The organism is Citrifermentans bemidjiense Bem, assembly GCF_000020725.1.
GTDB lineage: Bacteria > Desulfobacterota > Desulfuromonadia > Geobacterales > Geobacteraceae > Geomonas > Geomonas bemidjiensis.
The window spans coordinates 1,000,784-1,019,671 of sequence record NC_011146.1; the positions used below are offsets into that span (position 1 = coordinate 1,000,784).

18 protein-coding genes are annotated in these 18,888 nt (G+C 61.2%); all 18 read left to right on the forward strand.

What is annotated here, in order from left to right:
* Positions 1–59 precede the first annotated feature (59 nt).
* The 18 genes from GBEM_RS04210 (at position 60) to GBEM_RS04295 (ending at position 18,694) form a co-directional block, all read left to right on the forward strand.
* Positions 60–989: a lysophospholipid acyltransferase family protein gene (locus GBEM_RS04210; protein ID WP_012529280.1), complete on the forward strand. Its 930-nt coding sequence runs from the start codon at positions 60–62 to the stop codon at positions 987–989.
* Positions 990–1,107: 118 nt separating this feature from the next.
* Positions 1,108–2,409 carry a 3-deoxy-D-manno-octulosonic acid transferase gene (locus tag GBEM_RS04215; RefSeq protein WP_012529281.1) on the forward strand — a complete coding sequence of 434 codons (1,302 nt, stop codon included), beginning with the start codon at positions 1,108–1,110 and terminating at the stop codon, positions 2,407–2,409.
* Between the two features lie 25 nt (positions 2,410–2,434).
* The gene (gene lpxK / locus GBEM_RS04220; protein ID WP_041262996.1) at positions 2,435–3,481 is read left to right on the forward strand and encodes a tetraacyldisaccharide 4'-kinase; all 1,047 of its coding nucleotides are present in this window, start codon (positions 2,435–2,437) and stop codon (positions 3,479–3,481) included.
* Between the two features lie 120 nt (positions 3,482–3,601).
* On the forward strand, positions 3,602–4,684 hold the full coding sequence (locus GBEM_RS04225; protein WP_012529283.1) for a glycosyltransferase family 9 protein: 1,083 nt from the start codon (positions 3,602–3,604) through the stop codon (positions 4,682–4,684).
* Positions 4,685–4,732: 48 nt separating this feature from the next.
* Positions 4,733–5,548: a glycosyltransferase family 2 protein gene (locus tag GBEM_RS04230; protein ID WP_148212890.1), complete on the forward strand. Its 816-nt coding sequence runs from the start codon at positions 4,733–4,735 to the stop codon at positions 5,546–5,548.
* Between the two features lie 31 nt (positions 5,549–5,579).
* Positions 5,580–6,620 carry a lipopolysaccharide heptosyltransferase I gene (gene waaC / locus GBEM_RS04235; protein ID WP_012529285.1) on the forward strand — a complete coding sequence of 347 codons (1,041 nt, stop codon included), beginning with the start codon at positions 5,580–5,582 and terminating at the stop codon, positions 6,618–6,620.
* 58 nt (positions 6,621–6,678) lie between these two features.
* The gene (locus GBEM_RS04240) at positions 6,679–7,440 is read left to right on the forward strand and encodes a glycosyltransferase family 2 protein (RefSeq protein WP_169308682.1); all 762 of its coding nucleotides are present in this window, start codon (positions 6,679–6,681) and stop codon (positions 7,438–7,440) included.
* Complete coding sequence (locus GBEM_RS20315; protein ID WP_012529287.1) at positions 7,437–8,618, forward strand: glycosyltransferase family 4 protein; 1,182 nt, start codon at positions 7,437–7,439, stop codon at positions 8,616–8,618. The genes GBEM_RS04240 and GBEM_RS20315 overlap by 4 nt, the downstream gene beginning before the upstream one ends.
* A gap of 9 nt (positions 8,619–8,627) precedes the next feature.
* Positions 8,628–9,692, forward strand: a complete 1,065-nt coding sequence (locus GBEM_RS04250) for a glycosyltransferase family 2 protein (RefSeq protein WP_012529288.1) — start codon at positions 8,628–8,630, stop codon at positions 9,690–9,692.
* Positions 9,693–9,747: 55 nt separating this feature from the next.
* The gene (rfbF, locus tag GBEM_RS04255) at positions 9,748–10,518 is read left to right on the forward strand and encodes a glucose-1-phosphate cytidylyltransferase (RefSeq protein WP_012529289.1); all 771 of its coding nucleotides are present in this window, start codon (positions 9,748–9,750) and stop codon (positions 10,516–10,518) included.
* Entirely contained in the window at positions 10,512–11,615 is a 1,104-nt protein-coding gene (rfbG, locus tag GBEM_RS04260) for a CDP-glucose 4,6-dehydratase (protein WP_049762617.1), read from the forward strand. The genes rfbF and rfbG overlap by 7 nt, the downstream gene beginning before the upstream one ends.
* A gap of 42 nt (positions 11,616–11,657) precedes the next feature.
* A complete protein-coding gene (gene rfbH / locus GBEM_RS04265; protein ID WP_012529291.1) occupies positions 11,658–13,007 on the forward strand; it encodes a lipopolysaccharide biosynthesis protein RfbH in 1,350 nt (449 codons plus the stop codon).
* On the forward strand, positions 13,004–13,915 hold the full coding sequence (locus tag GBEM_RS04270; RefSeq protein WP_012529292.1) for an NAD-dependent epimerase/dehydratase family protein: 912 nt from the start codon (positions 13,004–13,006) through the stop codon (positions 13,913–13,915). The genes rfbH and GBEM_RS04270 overlap by 4 nt, the downstream gene beginning before the upstream one ends.
* Positions 13,912–14,940, forward strand: a complete 1,029-nt coding sequence (locus GBEM_RS04275; RefSeq protein WP_012529293.1) for a GDP-mannose 4,6-dehydratase — start codon at positions 13,912–13,914, stop codon at positions 14,938–14,940. The genes GBEM_RS04270 and GBEM_RS04275 overlap by 4 nt, the downstream gene beginning before the upstream one ends.
* Before the next feature lie 135 nt (positions 14,941–15,075).
* Positions 15,076–16,095 carry a glycosyltransferase family 9 protein gene (locus tag GBEM_RS04280; protein ID WP_012529294.1) on the forward strand — a complete coding sequence of 340 codons (1,020 nt, stop codon included), beginning with the start codon at positions 15,076–15,078 and terminating at the stop codon, positions 16,093–16,095.
* A 45-nt stretch (positions 16,096–16,140) separates the two neighbouring features.
* Positions 16,141–17,151, forward strand: a complete 1,011-nt coding sequence (locus tag GBEM_RS04285; protein ID WP_012529295.1) for an NAD-dependent epimerase — start codon at positions 16,141–16,143, stop codon at positions 17,149–17,151.
* 86 nt (positions 17,152–17,237) lie between these two features.
* Positions 17,238–18,185 carry a hypothetical protein gene (locus GBEM_RS04290; protein WP_012529296.1) on the forward strand — a complete coding sequence of 316 codons (948 nt, stop codon included), beginning with the start codon at positions 17,238–17,240 and terminating at the stop codon, positions 18,183–18,185.
* A gap of 143 nt (positions 18,186–18,328) precedes the next feature.
* Positions 18,329–18,694, forward strand: coding sequence for a four helix bundle protein (locus GBEM_RS04295; RefSeq protein ID WP_012529297.1), 366 nt, complete (start codon positions 18,329–18,331; stop codon positions 18,692–18,694).
* Positions 18,695–18,888 lie beyond the last annotated feature (194 nt).

Below are 18,888 nucleotides of genomic sequence, written 5' to 3' on the forward strand. Positions count from 1 at the left end.
AACGGAATAGAGGAACCCCCTTTCGGAAGGGGAGGGGGATTTGATTGAGAGGCTTTTCGATGTTGAAACAGATCCGATGGTACCTGGAGACCGCGCTGTTCGTTGCGGTCTCCTTTGCTGTGGCGCTCCTGCCGGACCGGCTGGCGCTGGCCGCAGGACGGGGAATCGGCCGGCTCTTCTTTGCCCTGGTGCAGGGGCGGCGGCGGATAGCCATCGAAAACATCGCGGCGAGCCTCCCCTTTCTGGAAAGCCAGCCCGGCTGGCGCGGCGGACCCCCCGAACAGTTGGCGCGGGAAACCTTCGAGAACCTGGGCTGCTGCGTGGTCGAGGTCTGCAAGCTCTACCGCGGCAAGGGACAGGGGCTCATCGACTCGGTCGAATTCAGGGGGCTGGAGCACTACGAGGCTGCGGCCGCCAAGGGGAAGGGTGTCGCCTTCATCACCGCCCACTGCGGCAACTGGGAGCTTCTGGCCCTTTCCTTCGGCCAGCGCTACCACGACATCTCCGTAGTCGCCCGGCGCCAGGACAACCCGTACCTGAACGCGATGATAGAAAAGATCCGCAAGGCGTACGGCAACGGCGTCATCTATAAGGACGGGGCGCTCCGCTCCATGTTCGCAGCGCTCAAGAAGAAGGAGATCGTGGGGATTCTGATCGATCAGGCGGTGCACCCGGACGGCGGGATACTGGTCGACTTCCTGGGGCGTCCGGCGTGGGCCATCCGGCTCCCGGCGCTCATAGGGCGCAAGAGCGGCGCACCGCTGGTGCCCGGTTTCATCCATCGCGAGGGAACCAGGAACATCATCACCCTCTATCCGGAGTACCCCGTTTCCACCCTGGAGGACCCGGAGGAGGCTGCGGCTGAGGACGCGCGGGGGCTGACGCGGTTCATCGAGGAATACGTGATACAGCACCCCACGCAGTGGTACTGGGTGCACAAGCGCTGGAAGAATTCCCCAGCCGCGGCGGACCGGGCTGCCGGGAAATAGCAAACTTCTCCCCTCGCCCTCTGGGAGAGGGGACACTGGATAGAACTGTAATTTGATCGCCTGCCAAGGCTTTGAGGCGCGGACAAAAGTCCGCATGCCAGAGGGTGTTTTCGCTGCGATGATCGACTTCATTTACAACCTGCTGCTCTGGCTGCTTTTGCCTTTGCTGGTCCCCTACCATGCCTACCGCTCCTTGAGCCGGGGGAGGCGCACCGCCTTCATGGAGCGCTTCGGCGCCATCCCCGAAGCCGAGTTGGAGCCGCTCAAAGGCAAGAGGACCATCCTGGTCCATGCCGTCTCGGTGGGGGAGACCCTCGCCGCCCAACCGCTCCTCAAGGGGATCCGCTCGCGCTTCCCGGAGCACCGGGTCGTGATCACCAACGTCACCGAGACCGGCCGCGGCGTCGCCCTCAAAAGCAACTCCGCCGATCTCTGCATCTATTTTCCCTTCGATTACCCCTTCGCCGTCCGCGCTGTCCTCAAGAAGGTGAGCCCCGACCTCGTCGTCATCATGGAGACCGAGATCTGGCCCAACTTCATCAAGGAGGCAGGGAGGCTCGGCATCCCGGTGCTCCTCGCCAACGGCCGCATCTCCGACCGCTCCCTTTCGCGCTACCTCCGTTTCTCATGGTTCTTCCGCCCCGTGCTGCAAAGGCTATCCGCCCTCTGCATGCAAAGCGCCGAGGACGCAAGCCGCATCCAGGCCATAGGCGCGAGGCCTGAGACGGTCCACGTCGCGGGGAACCTGAAGTACGACATCCCGCTGCGGCCGAAGAACCCGGAGCAGGCGTCCGGGATCAAGGCGAAGTACGGCATCCCCGGAGGGGCTTTCGTCTTCACCGCCGCCAGCACCCACGAAGGTGAGGAGGTGTTCGTCCTGGAGGCGTACCGCATGCTCTTGTCGGCGCGGCCGGAGAGTTTCCTCGTCCTCGCCCCGCGCCACCCGGAGCGCGCCGCGGGCGTCGCCGAACAGGTGAAAAAGAGCGGGTTCAGCTTCCGGCGCCGCTCCCAGTTGGAGGCGGAACCCGCGCCGCAGCAGCCGGGAGAGGTGTTCATCCTGGATACGGTCGGCGAACTCGCGGGCCTCTACGGCGCCTCGGACCTCGTTTTCGTCGGCGGTTCGCTGGTCCCGACCGGAGGACACAACCCGCTGGAGCCCGCCGCCTGCGGCATCCCGGTCCTCTTCGGGCCGCACATGGAGAACTTCCGCGAGATCGCTGCCACCTTCCTCGCCAAGGAAGCGGGCATTCAGCTCGTAGGAGCGGCTGAGCTGGGGGAGAAGCTGGTATCCCTTTCCGGGGACGCAGCCGGCCGGGACCGGATGGGGCGCAACGGAGCGGGGATCCTCGCCGAAAGCGCTGGCTCCACCACGCGTCACCTCGACGCGATGGCGGCATGCCTGGGGGGAAGCCGTGGCTGATCTGGAATCCTATTTCAAGGAATTGATGGACGGCAAGCGCGCCGGGTGGAAGGACCGGCTCGCCCTCGCCGGACTGCGCCTCGCTTCGCTCCCCTACGCCCTGGCGTTGAGGCTCCGCGCGCTCGGCTACGCGGCCGGCCTCATCCCGTCGCACCGGCTCCCACGCCCGGTCATCTCGGTGGGGAACGTCACCCTGGGGGGGACCGGCAAGACCCCGACCGTCGCCTGGCTCGCCTCCTACCTCATCGGGCGCGGCAAGAGGGTCGCCGTTCTCTCGCGCGGCTACGGCGGGAGCGCGGAAGGAGAGCTGCGCATCGTAAGCGACGGCAATAACCTCCTCGTGGGGCCGGAAGAGGCGGGGGACGAGCCCTGCCTTTTGGCGCGCAAGGTGCCGGGGCTCATGGTGGTGACCGGGGCGGACCGCTACCGGGCGGGGCTTCTGGCGCTCAAGGAGCTTAACCCGGACGTCTTCATCCTGGACGACGGCTTCCAGCACCTGAAGCTCAAGCGCGACCTGAACCTGCTGCTTCTCGACTGCAGGCGCCCCTTCGGCAACGACCGGGTGCTTCCGGCCGGGTACCTGCGGGAACCGAAGAGTGCCATCGGGCGCGCCGACCTGGTCCTCTTCACCCGCTGCCAGCCCGAGAGCGCCCCGCAGCTCGCGAACCTCGCCACGCCTGCCTGCCGCTCGCTGCACCGGCTGAACGGCTGCGCTCCTCTCAAGGGGGGGGAGCCGCTGGCTTTCTCCGACCTGAAGGGGGAGCGCTGCATGGCCTTTGCCGGCATTGCCGACCCGGCAGGGTTCTTCGACAGCCTGGAAAAGGAGGGGGTGCAGCTGGTGACCACCCTCGCTTTTTCGGACCACATCTGCTATGGTGACGCCGAAATTGCGGCCGTTTTGCGCCTGAAAAAGGCATCTCGGTCGGCTTTCATGGTGACGACGGAGAAGGACGCGGTGAAGCTCGCCCCCTTCATGGACCAACTGGGGACCGTCTACGTCGCGCGGCTCGATCTGGAGCTTCTCGATGCACCGCTTTTGCAAGAGATGCTGGAGAGGATCTGTGCCGCATAGCGGCGATGGGCTGCGGATCGTGATCTGCCCCGCCTGCCGACCTGCCGGAGCTATCGATGAAGAAGACAACGGGGCACCCGCCGGCAGCGGCGAGGCCTGCGCGGTGGATAAGGAGCGTTGATGTTTGCCTCACAGAGTGAAAGGCGCGGCGGCAAGAGGATCTTGGTACTGCGCTACCGGTTCATCGGGGACACCATCCTCACCATACCTTTCCTGAGGAATCTCAGAAAGGCGGAGCCGGATGCCCATATCGCCTGGGTGCTGGCCCCGGGGTCGGCCGAGGTGGCCGACGGGATACCGTACGTCGACGAATTGATCTTCTGGGATCCCCCGACCATACATGCGGACAGCCGCTCCACCCACAAGACCATGGGGGACAAGCTCGGTTTTATCCGGCAACTGCGGGCCCGTCGTTTCGACAAGGTCTACGTGCTGAAACGCTCGTTCGGCAGTGCGGTGATTGGGCTTCTTTCGGGCGCGCGCTCCAGGGTGGGTTTCTCGACCGAGGGGCGCCGCTTCTTGCTCACCAAGGGGGTGCCGTACCAGCACGGCCAGCATGAGGTGCAAAACTTCCTCGACGTTCTTCGCGCGGACGGGGTGCCGGTAACCGACGACTACCTGGAAGCCTGGCTCTCTGATGAGGAACAGGCGTTCGCCGACGGCTTCTTCCAGGAGAGAGGCGTCGACCCGGGCGAGAAGGTTATCGCCATACACCCCTTTGCCGCCAACGAGACCCGCGGATGGCATCTCGACAACTTCATCGAACTGGCGCGGCTCCTCCAGGAGCGTTACGGCGCCCGCATACTTTTCCTTGGGGGGCCAAGAGACCGCGAGGCGCTGGTCCCGATCCGGGCGGCGCTCCCGGTAAAGCCGCTGGAGGCCGTAGGCGCCACTACGCTGCGCCAAACCATGGCCATTTTGTCGCGCTGCAACCTGCTTGTGTGCAACGACAGCGGCATCATGCACCTGGGGGCGTCGCTTCAGGTGCCGCTGGTGGCGCTTTTCGGGCCCCAGTCGCCGGTGAAGTTCGGCCCCTGGGGGGCACGTTGCAGGGTGATCTACCGCAAGTTCCCCTGCAGCCCTTGCCGGCAGAAGTTCTTCGAAGAATGCAAGCCCTCGGCAAGGATGAAGCCGGAGTGCGTAGAGGCGATCACGGTCGATGAAGTGATGGGCGAGGTCGCTGTTTTGTGGGAAGGGCGCTAGCGGGCGCTGAAAGCTCGCTCTTGCGGGAAACATCTACGAGGTATTTCAGTGTCATCAGGTAACGCTATGGTCCAGTCCGGCAAAAGGGTCTCCATCTCTGCCTTCGTCATCACCAAAAACGAGGAGGCGAAAATAGGGGCCTGCCTTGCCTCGCTTTCCTTTCTGGACGAGATAGTGGTCGTCGACGATTTCAGCACGGACAGCACCCCCGATATCTGCCGCTCCCATGGCGTAACGTTGCATCAGCACCGCTTCACGGGATTCAAGGACCAGAAGAGCTACGCCATGTCGCTGGTGCGAAACGACTGGGTGCTGGAACTCGACGCCGACGAGAGGGTTTCGGACCAGATGCGGGACGCGATACTGGCCCTGAAAGAAGAGGACCTGGGCCGCTACGGCTGCTTCGAGTTCAAGCGCAAGACGCGCTTTTGGGGCAAGTGGATCAAGCACGCCTCCCTCTACCCGGACTACAAGCCGAGGCTTTACTGCCGGGTCAACGGGAGATGGAGCGACGGCAACGTGCACGAGCGGTTCATCACGCAAGGCGCGACCGGCAAGCTCGCCGGCGAGATACTGCACGAGCAGGACCTGGACCTCTACACCTACTTCCTGCGCACCGCGCGCTACTCCGACCTTTCGGCAGCCGATTACTTCGCCCGCGGCAGAAGAACCAGCTGGCATCACGTGACCGTCCGCCCCGTGGCGACCTTCCTGACCCGTTACCTGATACGGCTGGGTTTCCTCGAGGGTGTGCATGGGTTCGTCATCTCGGCCATGGGCGCGCTGGGGACCTTCATGAAGTACATGAAGCTTTACGAAATCCAGCGCAAAAGCCGCGGCGGGCTCGGCGGACAGGCGGGATAACCGAGTAACCTGAAGAAAAAGAGAAGAGTTTATGCGTGTACTGATCATCAAGGCGTCGGCGCTTGGCGACATCATCAGCGCCCTGCCGGTTCTTGACTACCTGAGGCAGGCCTCCCCCGGCATCGAGATCGACTGGGTGGTGGAAGAGCCGTTCCGGGAACTGCTGGAAGGAAACCCGCTCATAGCCCAGCTGCACACGGTGCGGACCAAGGCGTGGCGCAAGCGCCCCTTTCTCCCCGCCCACTGGAGCGAGGTGGCCCGGTTGAAGGAGGCGCTGCGGGAGCGCGAATACGCCTTCGTCTTCGACATCCAGGGGAACCTGAAGAGCGGCCTGATCTGCTGGCTCTCCGGGGGGGCGGACCGGATCGGGTTCGATTCCGGCGAACTGCAGGAGTCGGTGAATTCCCTCTTTACCACCCGCCGAATACCGATGCGGCGTCAGGACTACCACGTCACCCAGAAATGCCTGCGCCTGGTCTCCGTCCCTTTCGGCAAAGATTTCAGCCAGATGACGCTCCGCTCGAGCATCGCCACCTCGGCCGAGGACGACGCCAACGCGGAAGCGCTCCTGGCGACCCTCTCCGACGGGCTGGTGTTCCTGTTCCAGTACGGCACCACCTGGCAGACCAAGTTCTGGAGCAAAAAGAGCTGGGTCGCCCTCGGGCGGGAGGTATTGGAGCAGTTCCCGGACGCCTCCATTCTATTCCCCTGGGGCAATGAAGGGGAGCGCGCCGCTGTGGCCGGGATCGCCGCGGAAATAGGGGCCGGGAGCAGGGTTCTCGACCGCTACTCGCTTAAGGGGCTCACCGCTCTATTGAAGAAGGTCGACCTGGTGGTCGGGGGCGATACCGGACCGGTGCACTTAGCGGCCGCAGTAGGGACCCCCACCGTCTCCTTTTACCGGGCGAGCGACGGCAAAAGAAGCGGCCCTCTCGGGGAGCGGCACGTGGTGCTGCAGTCGCCCATGCACTGCACCAAATGTTTCCGCACCAAGTGCGACAAGGACGCACAGTGCAGCGATTCCATCAAGGTGGAGGCGGTGCTTGCCGGGATCAAGAAGCTGTTGGCCTGACTGGGCGCAAAGAAGTGAGGTTCGCGCGAAGGTGATGGGAATGGAGCAGGGAGAGTGCATGGGGAGCGATAATCCGGTAGTTTCGATTGTGACTGTGGTGAGAAACGATGCTGCGCGCCTGCTCCGGACGCTGAACAGCGTCTCGCCCCGAAAAACCGGGAAGACGGAATACATAGTGGTAGACGGAGCATCCACCGACGCAACGCTGGACCTCATCCGCACCCATGAGGGTACCGTGGACCGGTGGATCAGCGAGCCCGACGGCGGGATCTACGATGCCATGAACAAGGGGACCGCTTTATGCCGGGGAAGCTTCATCATGTTTTTGAATGCAGGGGACGAACTGCTGGTGGACGTCGCTGAGCTCGCAGAGAAGGCCCCGCAGGGTTGCGTGCTTCAGTACGGAAAGGCCAACATGCTGTTTCCTGACGGTTCCCTGAGCTACGTCAAGGGAAAGCGCCTCAAGACCCCGCACCGCTTCCTGAAGGGGATGCCGCTTTGCCACCAGGCGATCCTCTACCGCCGCGACGTCATGCCGAGCTACGACACCAGCTTCAGGATCATGAGCGACCGCCTGCTCTCCTACCGGCTGATCACCGATTACGGCCTGGAGCGCACCAGCTTCATAGACGCTGTGCTGGTCAACTACTACGAGGACGGTTTCAGCAACCAGGTGTCCGCAGAGGAGTGGCGGGAGGAGCAAACCCGCTTCTACCGCAGTGTCGGCAAAAAGCACTACATCGTCATCAAACAGATCAATTGGTGGTTCAAGAGGTATCTCAAGTCTCCGATTTTAAAGATGTTTGAGGGAGCTCCATGAAGATTGGCTTGAGCCTTGTCAACTTTAATCCCGGCAAAATGGGGGGAGTGGAGGTCTATTTCAGGAACCTGCTGGAACATTTGCAGCGCGTGGACCCGGTGAACCAGTATTCGCTGCTGTGCGACGAACGGAGCGCCGGGCATTTTCGTCTTCATGCCGAGAACTTCGACGAGCGCCTCATCCGGTGGCGCCACCCCCGCCCCTTGCGCTGGATCCGCAGCCTGTTGCGCCACGCCTGCGGGGTTGATCTGCTGACCTCCCGGATCGACGCACTGGGGCTCGACATGGTGCATCACCCGTTCTCCATGATGAGCCTGAAACCCGGGCAGACGCCGATAGTGGTCACCATACACGACATTCAGTACGAGTATTTCCCCGACTTCTTCGGGGAGGCGGAGTGCCGCAGGCGGCGTGAGGGCGTTCTTGCAGCCATTTCCGCAGCGCGGGTGGTGCTGACCATCTCCGAATTCACCAGGAGGTCCTTGGTCGAGCGGTACGGCGTCCCCGCCGAGAAAATAGTGGTGGCCTACATGGGGTGTGATCGAGATTTCAGGCGCATCGAAGACCAGGCGGCACTGTCGGCGCTGCGGCAGAAATACGGCATCGATCGACCCTTTATCTACTTTCCGGCGGCCTCTTGGCCGCACAAGAACCATACGGGCCTGTTGAGGGCGCTGAGGCTTCTCATCGACCGGTACCAGTTCGAGGGTGGACTGGTCCTCACCGGCATTGCGCGCAACGGGCAGGAGGATATCGAGAGGCTGGTCGTAGAGCTGGGGCTCCAGGGCCGGGTCCGGATGCTTGGTTATCTTGAGCGCGATGAACTGCCCGTCCTGTATTCCCTGGCCCGTATGCTGGTCTACCCCAGCTTTTTCGAAGGGTTCGGCATTCCGCTTTTGGAGGCCATGGCTTGCGGGTGTCCCATCGCCTGTTCCAACGTCACATCGCTACCCGAGGTGGCCGGGGACGCGGCCTTGATGTTCGATCCCGGCAGCACTGAAGATATGGCACGCGCCATTTGGGATGTGTGGTCCGACGAAGGGGTGCGTTCCTCTCTTTTGTCTGCGGCCAAGGAGAGGGAGAAGTTGTTCGATCTGGATGCCTTTGCCAGGGTGACAGCTGCCGCTTACAGCGCGGCGGCTGAACCGTCACGATTGACGCCACTTGATCCGCTTTAAGGAGTCGCAATGACTTGCAGCCGTTTTCTCTTATCCATCTGCATCCCTACCTTCAACCGGGATTCGCTCCTTCGGGAGACACTGAAAAGTCTGACCAGTCAACTCGATCCCGCGTTGCACGGGCGCGTCGAAATCGTCATCAGTGACAATTCTTCAACCGACGATACGGCGACTGTGATTCAGGATCTTCGTAATGAATGGCAAAACGTAACCAGCTTCTGCTGGCCCGAAAATATGGGGCCCGATCTTAACTACCTCAAGGTAATTGACCTGGCGCAGGGTGAATACTGCTGGTTTCTCGGCAGTGACGACGTTGTTTGTGACGGGTCACTGCGGCGGGTTCTCAGTGAGTTGGAGCATAAACCCGATGTCTTGCTCTTTGACCGCTTTGAATCAGATGCGACCTTAACAGCAGCGCCGGTCGCGGGGAGTTGGTCGGACTTGCCTGACAGTTTTTCGTGCGATACTGCGAAGGAACCTGATGAATTTCACCTGTATCTGGAGAAATGCAAGGATTTGGGGGGGCTTTTCAGCTTCCTTTCCGTGATCGTTTTTCGCCGGGACCGCTGGGAGAGCATTCCGTCGAAGGATCGCTTTGTCGGCAGCGCCTATGTGCATGTCCATGCACTTTTCGCCATCTTGGCCGAAGGGGCCCGGTTTCGCTTTTTGAAGGAGCCTCTGGTGCTCTGTCGCCTCGGTAACGACTCGTTTTGTCCTGACTCTGGCGATCCTGCTCAGCGATACCGGCGCGTGAAGCTCGATATCGATGGGTACCTGACCATCTCCCGGCACGTCTTCGGGTCCGACTCGCCGGAGCACAGAATGGTTCTTCGGTTGGTGCACCGGATCACCACTTTTGGGCTTGTGAAACAACTGATGTCCAGGTTTCTCCATCAGGGAAACCAGGGGGACTGTCAACGCCTGAAGCATCTTTTGGCGGCAAGCGGTATGACCTGGAAGTCTCTGAGTGTGCAGCCGGTGAGTTGCCGTTATGTGAGGTTAAGTCTGCTCTGGCTGGCGGTAATGAGGTTGTTTGATAACATGCGCAAAGTATTTGCAAAGTACAGTTCTTGATAAGGTACTCGCTTTAGAGTAATGATAGTCGTCTGGAACTGGATGCGGAGGGAACATGAAGGTGGTGATACTTGCGGGAGGGCTGGGCACACGCTTGAGCGAGGAGACGGTGCTGAAGCCCAAACCGATGGTGGAGATCGGCGGGAAGCCTATCCTCTGGCATATTATGAAAATCTACTCCCATTATGGGTTCAACGACTTCATCATCTGCCTCGGCTTCAAGGGGTACGTGATCAAGGAGTACTTCTCGAACTATTTCCTGCATATGAGCAATGTCACGTTTGACTTCGCCAACAACTCCATGGAGGTGCACGAGCAGTACGCCGAGCCGTGGCGGGTCACCTTGGTGGATACCGGCCAGGAGTCCATGACCGGCGGCAGGGTGCGGCGCGTGGCCCCGTACCTCGATGGAGAGACCTTCATGCTGACCTACGGCGACGGGGTGGCTGACGTGAACATCGCCGAGCTTGTCGCCTTTCACAAACAGCATGGCAAGCTGGCGACGGTAACCTCCACCCAGCCGGCCGGCCGCTTCGGCGCGCTGCACCTCACCGCGGACAACTCCGTAGCTTCCTTTCACGAAAAACCGGTCGGTGACGGCGCCTGGATCAACGGTGGCTTCTTCGTGCTGCAGCGCAGCATGATCGACCATATCGCCTGCGATGCCACCGTCTTCGAGAAAGAGCCGCTGGAGAGGCTGGCAGCCGAGGGGGAGTTGGTGGCCTACAAGCACGGCGGTTTCTGGCAGCCGATGGACACCCTCAGGGACAAGATGCACCTGGAAGATCTCTGGGAGAGCGGGAAGGCCCCGTGGAAATTATGGTAGTGAAGAGACACGGTGAGGAAGGGGGCCTGCTGGACAGCTGCTTCTGGCGCGGCAAGAAAGTGTTTCTGACCGGGCACACCGGGTTCAAGGGGGGCTGGCTCAGTCTCTGGCTTTCCATGCTGGGAGCGCAGGTCACGGGGTACGCCCTGACGCCGCCGACTGTCCCGAGTCTTTTCGAACTCTGTCGGGTCGGGGAAACTGTCGATTCTGTCATCGGCGATGTCCGGGATGCCGAAAAGCTCGCCGCCGCACTCAAGGCCGCGGCTCCGGAGATCGTGATCCACATGGCCGCCCAGCCGCTGGTGCGCGATTCCTACCTGAATCCGGTCGAGACCTATGGCATCAACGTCATGGGAACGGTCCATCTGCTGGATGCGGTGCGTCGCTGCCAGGGCGTCAAGGCGGTGGTCAACGTCACCACCGACAAGTGTTACGAAAACAGGGAGTGGATCTGGGGGTACCGCGAAAACGAGCCGATGGGGGGGTACGACCCCTACTCCAACAGCAAGGGGTGCTCGGAGCTTGTCACCTCCGCCTACCGCAACTCCTTTTTCAACCCTGCAAGCTACCAAAGCCACGGCGTTGCCGTCGCCACCGCACGCGCCGGAAACGTGATTGGCGGAGGCGACTGGGCTGCCGACCGGCTCGTACCCGACGCCATTGGCGCGCTGATGCGCGGTGAACCGATCAGGATCAGGAACCCTCACGCGATCAGGCCCTGGCAGCACGTCCTGGAACCTTTAAGCGGCTACCTGCTGCTGGCACAGCGCCTTTACGAGGAGGGGCCGCGCTTCGCCTCGGCCTGGAACTTCGGTCCGTCCGATGACGATGCCAAGCCCGTGGAATGGATCGTGCGCAACCTCTGCGCCGTTTGGGGTGGGGACCCATCCTACCAGGTCGACGACGGGGAGCATCCCCACGAGGCGCACTACCTGAAACTCGACTGCTCGAAGGCCTGCAGCGAGCTCGCCTGGCAGCCGCGCTGGAAGCTGGAGGAGGCTCTGGAGAGGATCGTCGACTGGACCCGGGCCTATCTAAACGACGAGGACCTGCGCGAGGTTTGTTTTCAACAGATAACGGCATACGCCGGGAGCTGAAGCGCGAAAACCTGCATTGAAGTGCAAGCAAACGAGGGGTGAATGGAAACAGCCAAAGACAAAGAAAAGATCCTGAGGGAAAAGGCCATCGCTGCCGCAGTCGAATACTACCGGTTTCGGCATGCCGACAAGAAGCCCTTCGCCGCCGGTGATCGCGTGCCTTACGCCGGGCGGATCTTTGACGAACGGGAGATAACCGCGCTCACCGACGCTTCCCTCGATTTCTGGCTGACTGCCGGTAGATACGCGGAGAAATTCGAGAGGGAGTTCGCCGATTACCTCGGGGTGCAGCACTGTTCGCTGACCAACTCAGGCTCCTCGGCGAACCTGCTGGCCTTCATGGCGCTCACCTCCCCCCTGCTGGGCGACCGCCAGGTGCGCCGCGGCGATGAAGTGATCACCGTGGCCGCAGGGTTCCCCACCACTGTGGCCCCGCTGATCCAGTACGGCGCCGTACCGGTTTTCGTGGATGTCACCTTCCCCACCTACAACATCGACTGCTCCATGCTGGAAAGCGCCCTCTCCGAGAAGACCAGGGCGGTGATGATCGCGCACACCCTGGGAAACCCCTTCGATCTGCAGAAGGTCCGGGCGTTCTGCGACCGCCACGGCCTGTGGCTCATCGAGGACAACTGCGATGCACTCGGCTCCCGCTATTTCCACCGCGGCGAGTGGCGCCACACCGGGACCATCGGGCACCTGGGGACTTCCAGCTTCTATCCGCCACACCACATGACCATGGGGGAGGGTGGAGCGGTCTACACCGACGACACCACGCTAAAGCGGGTGGTCGAATCGCTGCGCGACTGGGGGCGTGACTGCTGGTGCCCCTCCGGCCGTGACAATACCTGCGGCAAGCGCTTCACTCAGCAGTTCGGCGAGCTCCCCTATGGCTACGACCACAAATATGTCTATTCGCATTTCGGCTACAACCTGAAGGTGACCGAGATGCAGGCCGCCATCGGCTGTGCCCAGCTCGATAAGCTCGGAGGATTCGGCGCCGCGCGGAGACGGAACTGGCAGTTACTGCGCGATGGGCTCGCCGACCTCGAAGGCCGGTTCATACTCCCGGAGCCCACGGAAAACTCGGACCCCTCCTGGTTCGGCTTTCTCTTGACCGTTCGGCCCGATGCGGGCCTGAACCGCGACCAGATCGTCACCCACCTGGAGCGGGGCGGCATCCAGACCAGGATGCTCTTTGCCGGGAACCTGATCAAGCACCCCTGTTTCGACGAGATGAGGAAAAGCGGCACAGGCTATAGGGTGGCTGGGTCTCTTGCCAACACCGACCGGATCATGAACGACACCTTATGGATCGGCGTCTATCCGGGGATGACGGAAGCCATGCTCGCGCAGATGATCGAGAAAATCAGGGAAGTTGCTGGGGCATGAAGATCCTCGTCACCGGTGCGACCGGTTTCCTGGGAAGCCGTCTGGTAGAAGCCCTGCTCCGACAGGGGCACCAGGTCATCGTCTTGAAGCGCAGTTTTTCCGATACGCGGCGGCTGAAGGGGATGCTCTCTTCGATTGCCCTTTACGATTTGGACCGGTCCCCCCTGGCCGACCCGTTCCGGGAGCACGGCACGCTCGACGCGGTGCTGCATGCCGCCACCTGCTACGGCCGCCGGGGCGAGAGTTCCAGCGAGATCTGCGAAGCAAACGTGGCCTTTCCGTTACGTCTTCTGGAAGCCGCATGCAGTCATGGAACCGCTCGGTTTATCAATACCGATACCAGCCTGTACAGGGGCATCAACGCCTACGCCCTGTCCAAGAAGCAGTTTTCGGAGTGGGGGAAGCTTGCGGCGGAGAGCGGACGGATCCGTTTCGTGAACGTGGTGCTCGAGCATTTTTATGGGCCAGGGGACGATGACGGCAAATTCGTCTCCCATGTCATCAAGAGCTGTCGCCAGGGAGTGCCGGAACTGAAGCTCACCAAGGGGGAACAGGAACGGGATTTCATCTACATCGATGACGTCGTTTCCGCTTATCTACTCCTGCTTCAGGAGACGGGCTGCTCTGAGCCGGCATGCGCTGACTATCCACTGGGATCCGGGCAAACAGTATCACTGCGCGCCCTGGTGGAGATGATCGGCCGGCTGACCGGATCGACGACGAAACTGAACTTCGGCGCGCTCCCGTACCGGCAAAACGAGGCCATGCACTCAGTTGCGGACATCGTTGCACTTGAGCGGCTTGGCTGGAAGGCAACTGTGGATCTCTCGGCAGGGCTTGCGCGCACCGTAGCCTACCAGCAACAGGAAGACAAAAACGGCAGTGAAGCTGAAGGGAGCATGTCATGAAATTACTGATAACCGGCGGGTGCGGTTTTCTCGGAAGCAATTTGGCAGCACACGCGCTCAAGCGCGGGGACGAACTCGTCGTCTTTGACAGCCTGTACCGGCAAGGGTCCGTGGCCAACCGGAAGTGGCTTGAAACACAGGGCCATTTTCATTTCATCCATGGTGACATCCGCAACCAAAATGATGTCACTCGGTTGATCCAGGAGTTCCAGCCTGACGCCATTTTCCATCTTGCTGGACAGGTGGCGATGACAACCTCCATTGCCAATCCCCGCATGGATTTCGAGGTCAACGTAGTGGGTACGCACAACCTCCTGGAGGCCGTCCGCCTGTTCGCGCCGGAGGCAAGCGTATTTTATTCTTCGACGAACAAGGTGTACGGAGACCTGGAGCAGTACAGCTATGCTGAGACCGAGACGCGCTTTGTCTGCAGCGACAGGCCGAACGGGTTCGACGAGTCGACTCCGCTTGAGTTCCACTCGCCGTACGGCTGTTCCAAGGGGGGCGCCGACCAATACATGCTCGACTACGCCCGCATCTTCGGCCTGAAGACCACCGTATTTCGGCACTCCAGCATGTACGGGGGGCGCCAGTTTGCCACCTACGACCAGGGGTGGATCGGTTGGTTCTGCCAAAAGGCGGCGGAGACCAGACTCGGTTTGCTTAAGGAGCCTTTCACGATCTCCGGGACCGGTAAGCAGGTGCGCGATGTTCTGCACGCCGACGACATGATCACCCTTTATTTCGGGGCGCTGGAGCGCGCCGAGCTGCTACGCGGCCAGGTCTTCAACATCGGGGGGGGGATCGAGAACAGCCTGTCGCTTCTGGAGCTGTTCGAGCTGCTGCAGGGGCACATCGGGGGGGCGCTTGACTACCTGAAGCTCGCCCCCCGCGAGAGCGACCAGCGGGTCTTCGTGGCCGATATCGGCAAGGCCGCCGCTTTGATCGGCTGGCAGCCACGGGTTTCCGCTTCCGAGGGCGTGGCCAGGATGCTGGAATGGACCAGCCGCGTGCTGGGCCATTGATCCGACCATCGCTTGGCTGAGCGGCTTAATCGGAGGCAGATCCGCTATGGCAACGCTGGCAGGTTGACTTGCATTTTGGTGCCAACAGGATGGCTACCATGGGGCAGCTGCCCCTGCTTCAACAGAAGAGGACGGATGAACATATTGATTATCAAGCCGGGCGCCATTGGCGACCTCCTGCTTATCACGCCTGTGGTGCGGGCACTGCGTGGGATCTATCCGTCGGCAAGGGTTACCCTCGTGGTCAGCTCCAGGGGGACCGCCTCGCTTTTCAGCCACAATCCGTTGGTGAACGACGTCATCGTTTTCGACAGAAAGGGGGAGCACAGCAGTTGGGGCAGTCTGTTTCAGCTCTGGCGGCGCATCAGGGAAAAGAAGTTCGATCTGGTGCTGAACTTCCAGCGCAGCAACCTAAAGGGGTGGCTCCTGGCCAGTGCGGCTCTTCCCAGCCGAATCCTCGTCTACCATAAGGCGAAAAGAAGGATCGTGCACGCCGTGGTGAACCATCTGGAGACGTTGAAGCCCCTGGGGATAGAACCGGCGAACTGCGAGATCTCGCTTCAAATCGGAGTAGGAAAGGAAGACGAAGCCTTTGCTGCCGATCTCCTCCGGCCGCTGTGGCTGGAGGGGAGGGACGTGGTGGCAGTGAACCCGGGGGCGAGCCACCCGGTGAACCGGTGGGGCGTGGAGCATTTTGCCGGGCTGTGCGACCTTCTCTCTGAGCGGCTTGGGGCGAAGGTCATTATTGTCGGCGGTGCAGACGATACTGTCCTCGCGGACCAGATTGTGGCTAAGGCGACGTCCTCCCCTGTAGTATTGACCGGAAAAACCTCTCTGCTGCAACTGGGAGCCATTTTGCAGAAATCCGCATTGCTGGTCACCGGCGATACGGGGCCGATGCACATCGCTACGGCGGTGGGTACTCGAGTGGTGGCGCTTTTCGGCGCGGCCGATCCCGAGAGGACCGGCCCGGTGGGGGAGGGGCACAGGGTCATGCAGGCGCGCGAGGTGGCCTGCGTTCCCTGCCGCAGCCGCAAGTGCGCCAATGAAAACTACCTGGAGTGCATGAACCGGATCACGCCGGAGCAAGTGTTCGAGGCGGTCAAGGAGATGCTGCTGCAGCCGTGCCGCACCAGCGGAAGCGTTTGCAAGTGACGATGATGTTTTATTCCCTTCAATATGGCAATTTCTGGAGGTCAGATGACAAAGATACTTGTTACCGGCGCAGCGGGTTTCATAGGCTCGCACCTTTCCCACAGGCTCCTCGCCAAGGGGCACGAGGTGGTTGGGCTCGATAACCTGAACGACTATTACGATGTCAGCCTGAAAGAGGGGAGGCTGGCGAGGCTGGAAGGGAAGCCGGGCTTTCGCTTAGTGCGGATGAACCTTGAGGACCGGGAGGGGATAGCCCGCCTCTTTGCCGCAGAGAAGTTCGATTCCGTGGTGAACCTGGCCGCCCAGGCCGGGGTCCGCTACTCGATCCAGAACCCCTACGCCTACATCGACAGCAACATCTCCGGTTTCATCAACATCCTGGAGGGATGCCGCCACAACAAGGTGAAGCACCTGGTCTACGCCTCGTCCTCCTCGGTCTACGGCGCCAACACCACGATGCCCTTCTCGGTGCACCACAACGTGGACCATCCGGTCTCGCTCTACGCCGCCACCAAGAAGGCGAACGAGCTGATGGCCCACACTTATTCCAGCCTTTACGGGCTCCCCACCACGGGGCTGCGCTTTTTCACCGTCTATGGACCGTGGGGGCGTCCCGACATGGCGCTGTTCCTTTTCACCAAGGCGATCCTGGAGGGGAAGCCGATCGACGTCTTCAACTATGGGAAGATGCAGCGCGACTTCACTTTCGTCGACGACATCGTGGAAGGCGTAAGCCGCGTGATCGACAGCGTTCCTCCCGGCGAAGCCGGCTGGAGCGGGGCGACCCCGGATCCGGGGACGAGCTACGCCCCTTACAAGATCTACAACATCGGGAACAACAACCCGGTGGAGCTCTTGCGCTTCATCGAGGTGCTGGAAAAGGCGCTGGGGAAAGAGGCGCAGAAGAACCTGCTTCCGATCCAGGCCGGCGACGTCCCGGCGACCTACGCCGACGTGGACGATCTGATGCGGGACGTCGGCTTCAAGCCGGCCACCTCCATCGAGGACGGAATAGCCCGCTTCGTCGCCTGGTACCGGGATTTCTACAAGGTCTAGAAGGGGCATTCTCCCAGGGGCGCGTTCGGTGGCCAGCCGAAGTTCCGGAGTTGGCAGCCGGCGCTAAAATGCGAAAAGGATAGCTCGTGAAGAAATACCGCCCGCTCGATTTCTCAGGTGTCAGCACCTACCCCCTCGCCACGCGGAAGAACAAGATGAACGTCAAGGACGACTTCGCCCTGCCGGTGCGGCCGGGGATGACTGTAGCCGACCTGTTGGCCGCGATGCCGAACCAGTTGGGCTCCCAGTCCCTGAACCGGGTGATCGACGCCGTGGTCGCGGCGCGCCGGAAGGGGAAGCCGGTGGTGATGGCGATGGGGGGGCACGTCATCAAGTGCGGGCTGCAGCCGGTGCTTAAATCGTTGATCGAGGCGGGCGTCGTTACCGCAGTGGCACTCAACGGTGCCGGTTCCATCCACGACTTCGAGATCGCCCTCATCGGCGCCACCAGCGAGGATGTGGGGGCCGTGCTCCACGCGGGGAACTTCGGCATGGCCGAGGAGACCGGGAGTCAGATCAACGAGGCGCTCAAGAAAGGGGTGGCCCAGGGGATGGGCCACGGCGAGTCGTTAGGGAGTATGATCCTGGAGCGCGAGCTCCCTTACCGCGAGCAGAGCCTCATGGCCACTTGCGTCAAGAACGGGATCCCCGTCACCGTGCACGTCGCCATCGGCACCGACATCACGCACCAGCACCCGTCCGCCGACGGGGCCGTCTTGGGGGCGGCGAGTTTCACCGATTTCCGCACCTTCGCCTCCGTCGTCTCAGAGCTTGGCGACGGCGGGGTCTATCTGAACATCGGGAGCGCTGTGCTCCTTCCCGAGGTGTTTTTGAAGGCGCTCTCCATAGCGCAGAACCTCGGGCATCACGTCGATCACTTCACCACCGCGAACTTCGACATGCAGCAGCACTACCGTCCTCTCACCAACGTGGTGAAGCGTCCCACCTCCGGTGAGAGCCGCGGCTACACCGTCACCGGCCACCACGAGATCATGATCCCCCTTCTGGCTGCGGGGATACTGGATAGGATCTAGAACCCGTTCAAGGTTCAACGTTCAACGTTCAGATTGTTCCTCCTTTATATTGTCGCATGATGCGTGACGGGAGAATCTGAAGCAAACCTGTTCCAATGTTCTACGTTCAGCTTCTGTGTGCTTTTATTGTTCCGGGGGGGGGCGTGAAAATTGAGCGCTTTGAGGATGTTGACTCTTGGAAAGAAGCTCGTTTGTTGGTGAGTGAGGTATATAAACTACTCGATAATTGCAGGGATTATGGGTTTAAAGACCAGATCCAGCGTGCCACGGTTTCGGTCATGTCGAACATTGCAGAAGGTTTCGACCGAGGCAGCAACAGGGAGTTCGTGCAGTACCTTATAGTCTCTCGCGGTTCCCTCTCCGAGGTGAAAAGCCTGACCTATGCAGCTCTCGACATCGGATATTTCGATCATGCCGCCTTTGAGGCGGTAATCGCGCGTTGTAACAAGATCAGCAACATCTTAAACGGGTTCATAAGGTTCCTGAAGGCATCGGAACGTAAGGCATAACCCTCAGTAACCTAAGTTGCGGACGAAGTCGGATCGTAAGGGCACAATGGCTTTTAGCCTAAGTCATTCGTCAAACATTGAAGTTGAACCTTGAGCGGTTTTCAGGACGAAGTCAGATAGTAAGACAGATATGACCTTTAGCCTTAGCCGTCTGTCGAACATTGAACGTTGAACCTTGAACGGGTTTCTGGAGG

Coding starts and splice junctions, on each gene's coding strand:
- GBEM_RS04210 (WP_012529280.1), top strand. CDS start 60: ATGTTGAAACAGATCCGATGGTACCTGGAGACCGCGCTGTTCGTTGCG.
- GBEM_RS04215 (WP_012529281.1), top strand. CDS start 1,108: ATGATCGACTTCATTTACAACCTGCTGCTCTGGCTGCTTTTGCCTTTG.
- lpxK (WP_041262996.1), top strand. CDS start 2,435: ATGGACGGCAAGCGCGCCGGGTGGAAGGACCGGCTCGCCCTCGCCGGA.
- GBEM_RS04225 (WP_012529283.1), top strand. CDS start 3,602: ATGTTTGCCTCACAGAGTGAAAGGCGCGGCGGCAAGAGGATCTTGGTA.
- waaC (WP_012529285.1), top strand. CDS start 5,580: ATGCGTGTACTGATCATCAAGGCGTCGGCGCTTGGCGACATCATCAGC.
- GBEM_RS04240 (WP_169308682.1), top strand. CDS start 6,679: ATGGGGAGCGATAATCCGGTAGTTTCGATTGTGACTGTGGTGAGAAAC.
- GBEM_RS20315 (WP_012529287.1), top strand. CDS start 7,437: ATGAAGATTGGCTTGAGCCTTGTCAACTTTAATCCCGGCAAAATGGGG.
- GBEM_RS04250 (WP_012529288.1), top strand. CDS start 8,628: ATGACTTGCAGCCGTTTTCTCTTATCCATCTGCATCCCTACCTTCAAC.
- rfbF (WP_012529289.1), top strand. CDS start 9,748: ATGAAGGTGGTGATACTTGCGGGAGGGCTGGGCACACGCTTGAGCGAG.
- rfbG (WP_049762617.1), top strand. CDS start 10,512: ATGGTAGTGAAGAGACACGGTGAGGAAGGGGGCCTGCTGGACAGCTGC.
- rfbH (WP_012529291.1), top strand. CDS start 11,658: ATGGAAACAGCCAAAGACAAAGAAAAGATCCTGAGGGAAAAGGCCATC.
- GBEM_RS04270 (WP_012529292.1), top strand. CDS start 13,004: ATGAAGATCCTCGTCACCGGTGCGACCGGTTTCCTGGGAAGCCGTCTG.
- GBEM_RS04275 (WP_012529293.1), top strand. CDS start 13,912: ATGAAATTACTGATAACCGGCGGGTGCGGTTTTCTCGGAAGCAATTTG.
- GBEM_RS04280 (WP_012529294.1), top strand. CDS start 15,076: ATGAACATATTGATTATCAAGCCGGGCGCCATTGGCGACCTCCTGCTT.
- GBEM_RS04285 (WP_012529295.1), top strand. CDS start 16,141: ATGACAAAGATACTTGTTACCGGCGCAGCGGGTTTCATAGGCTCGCAC.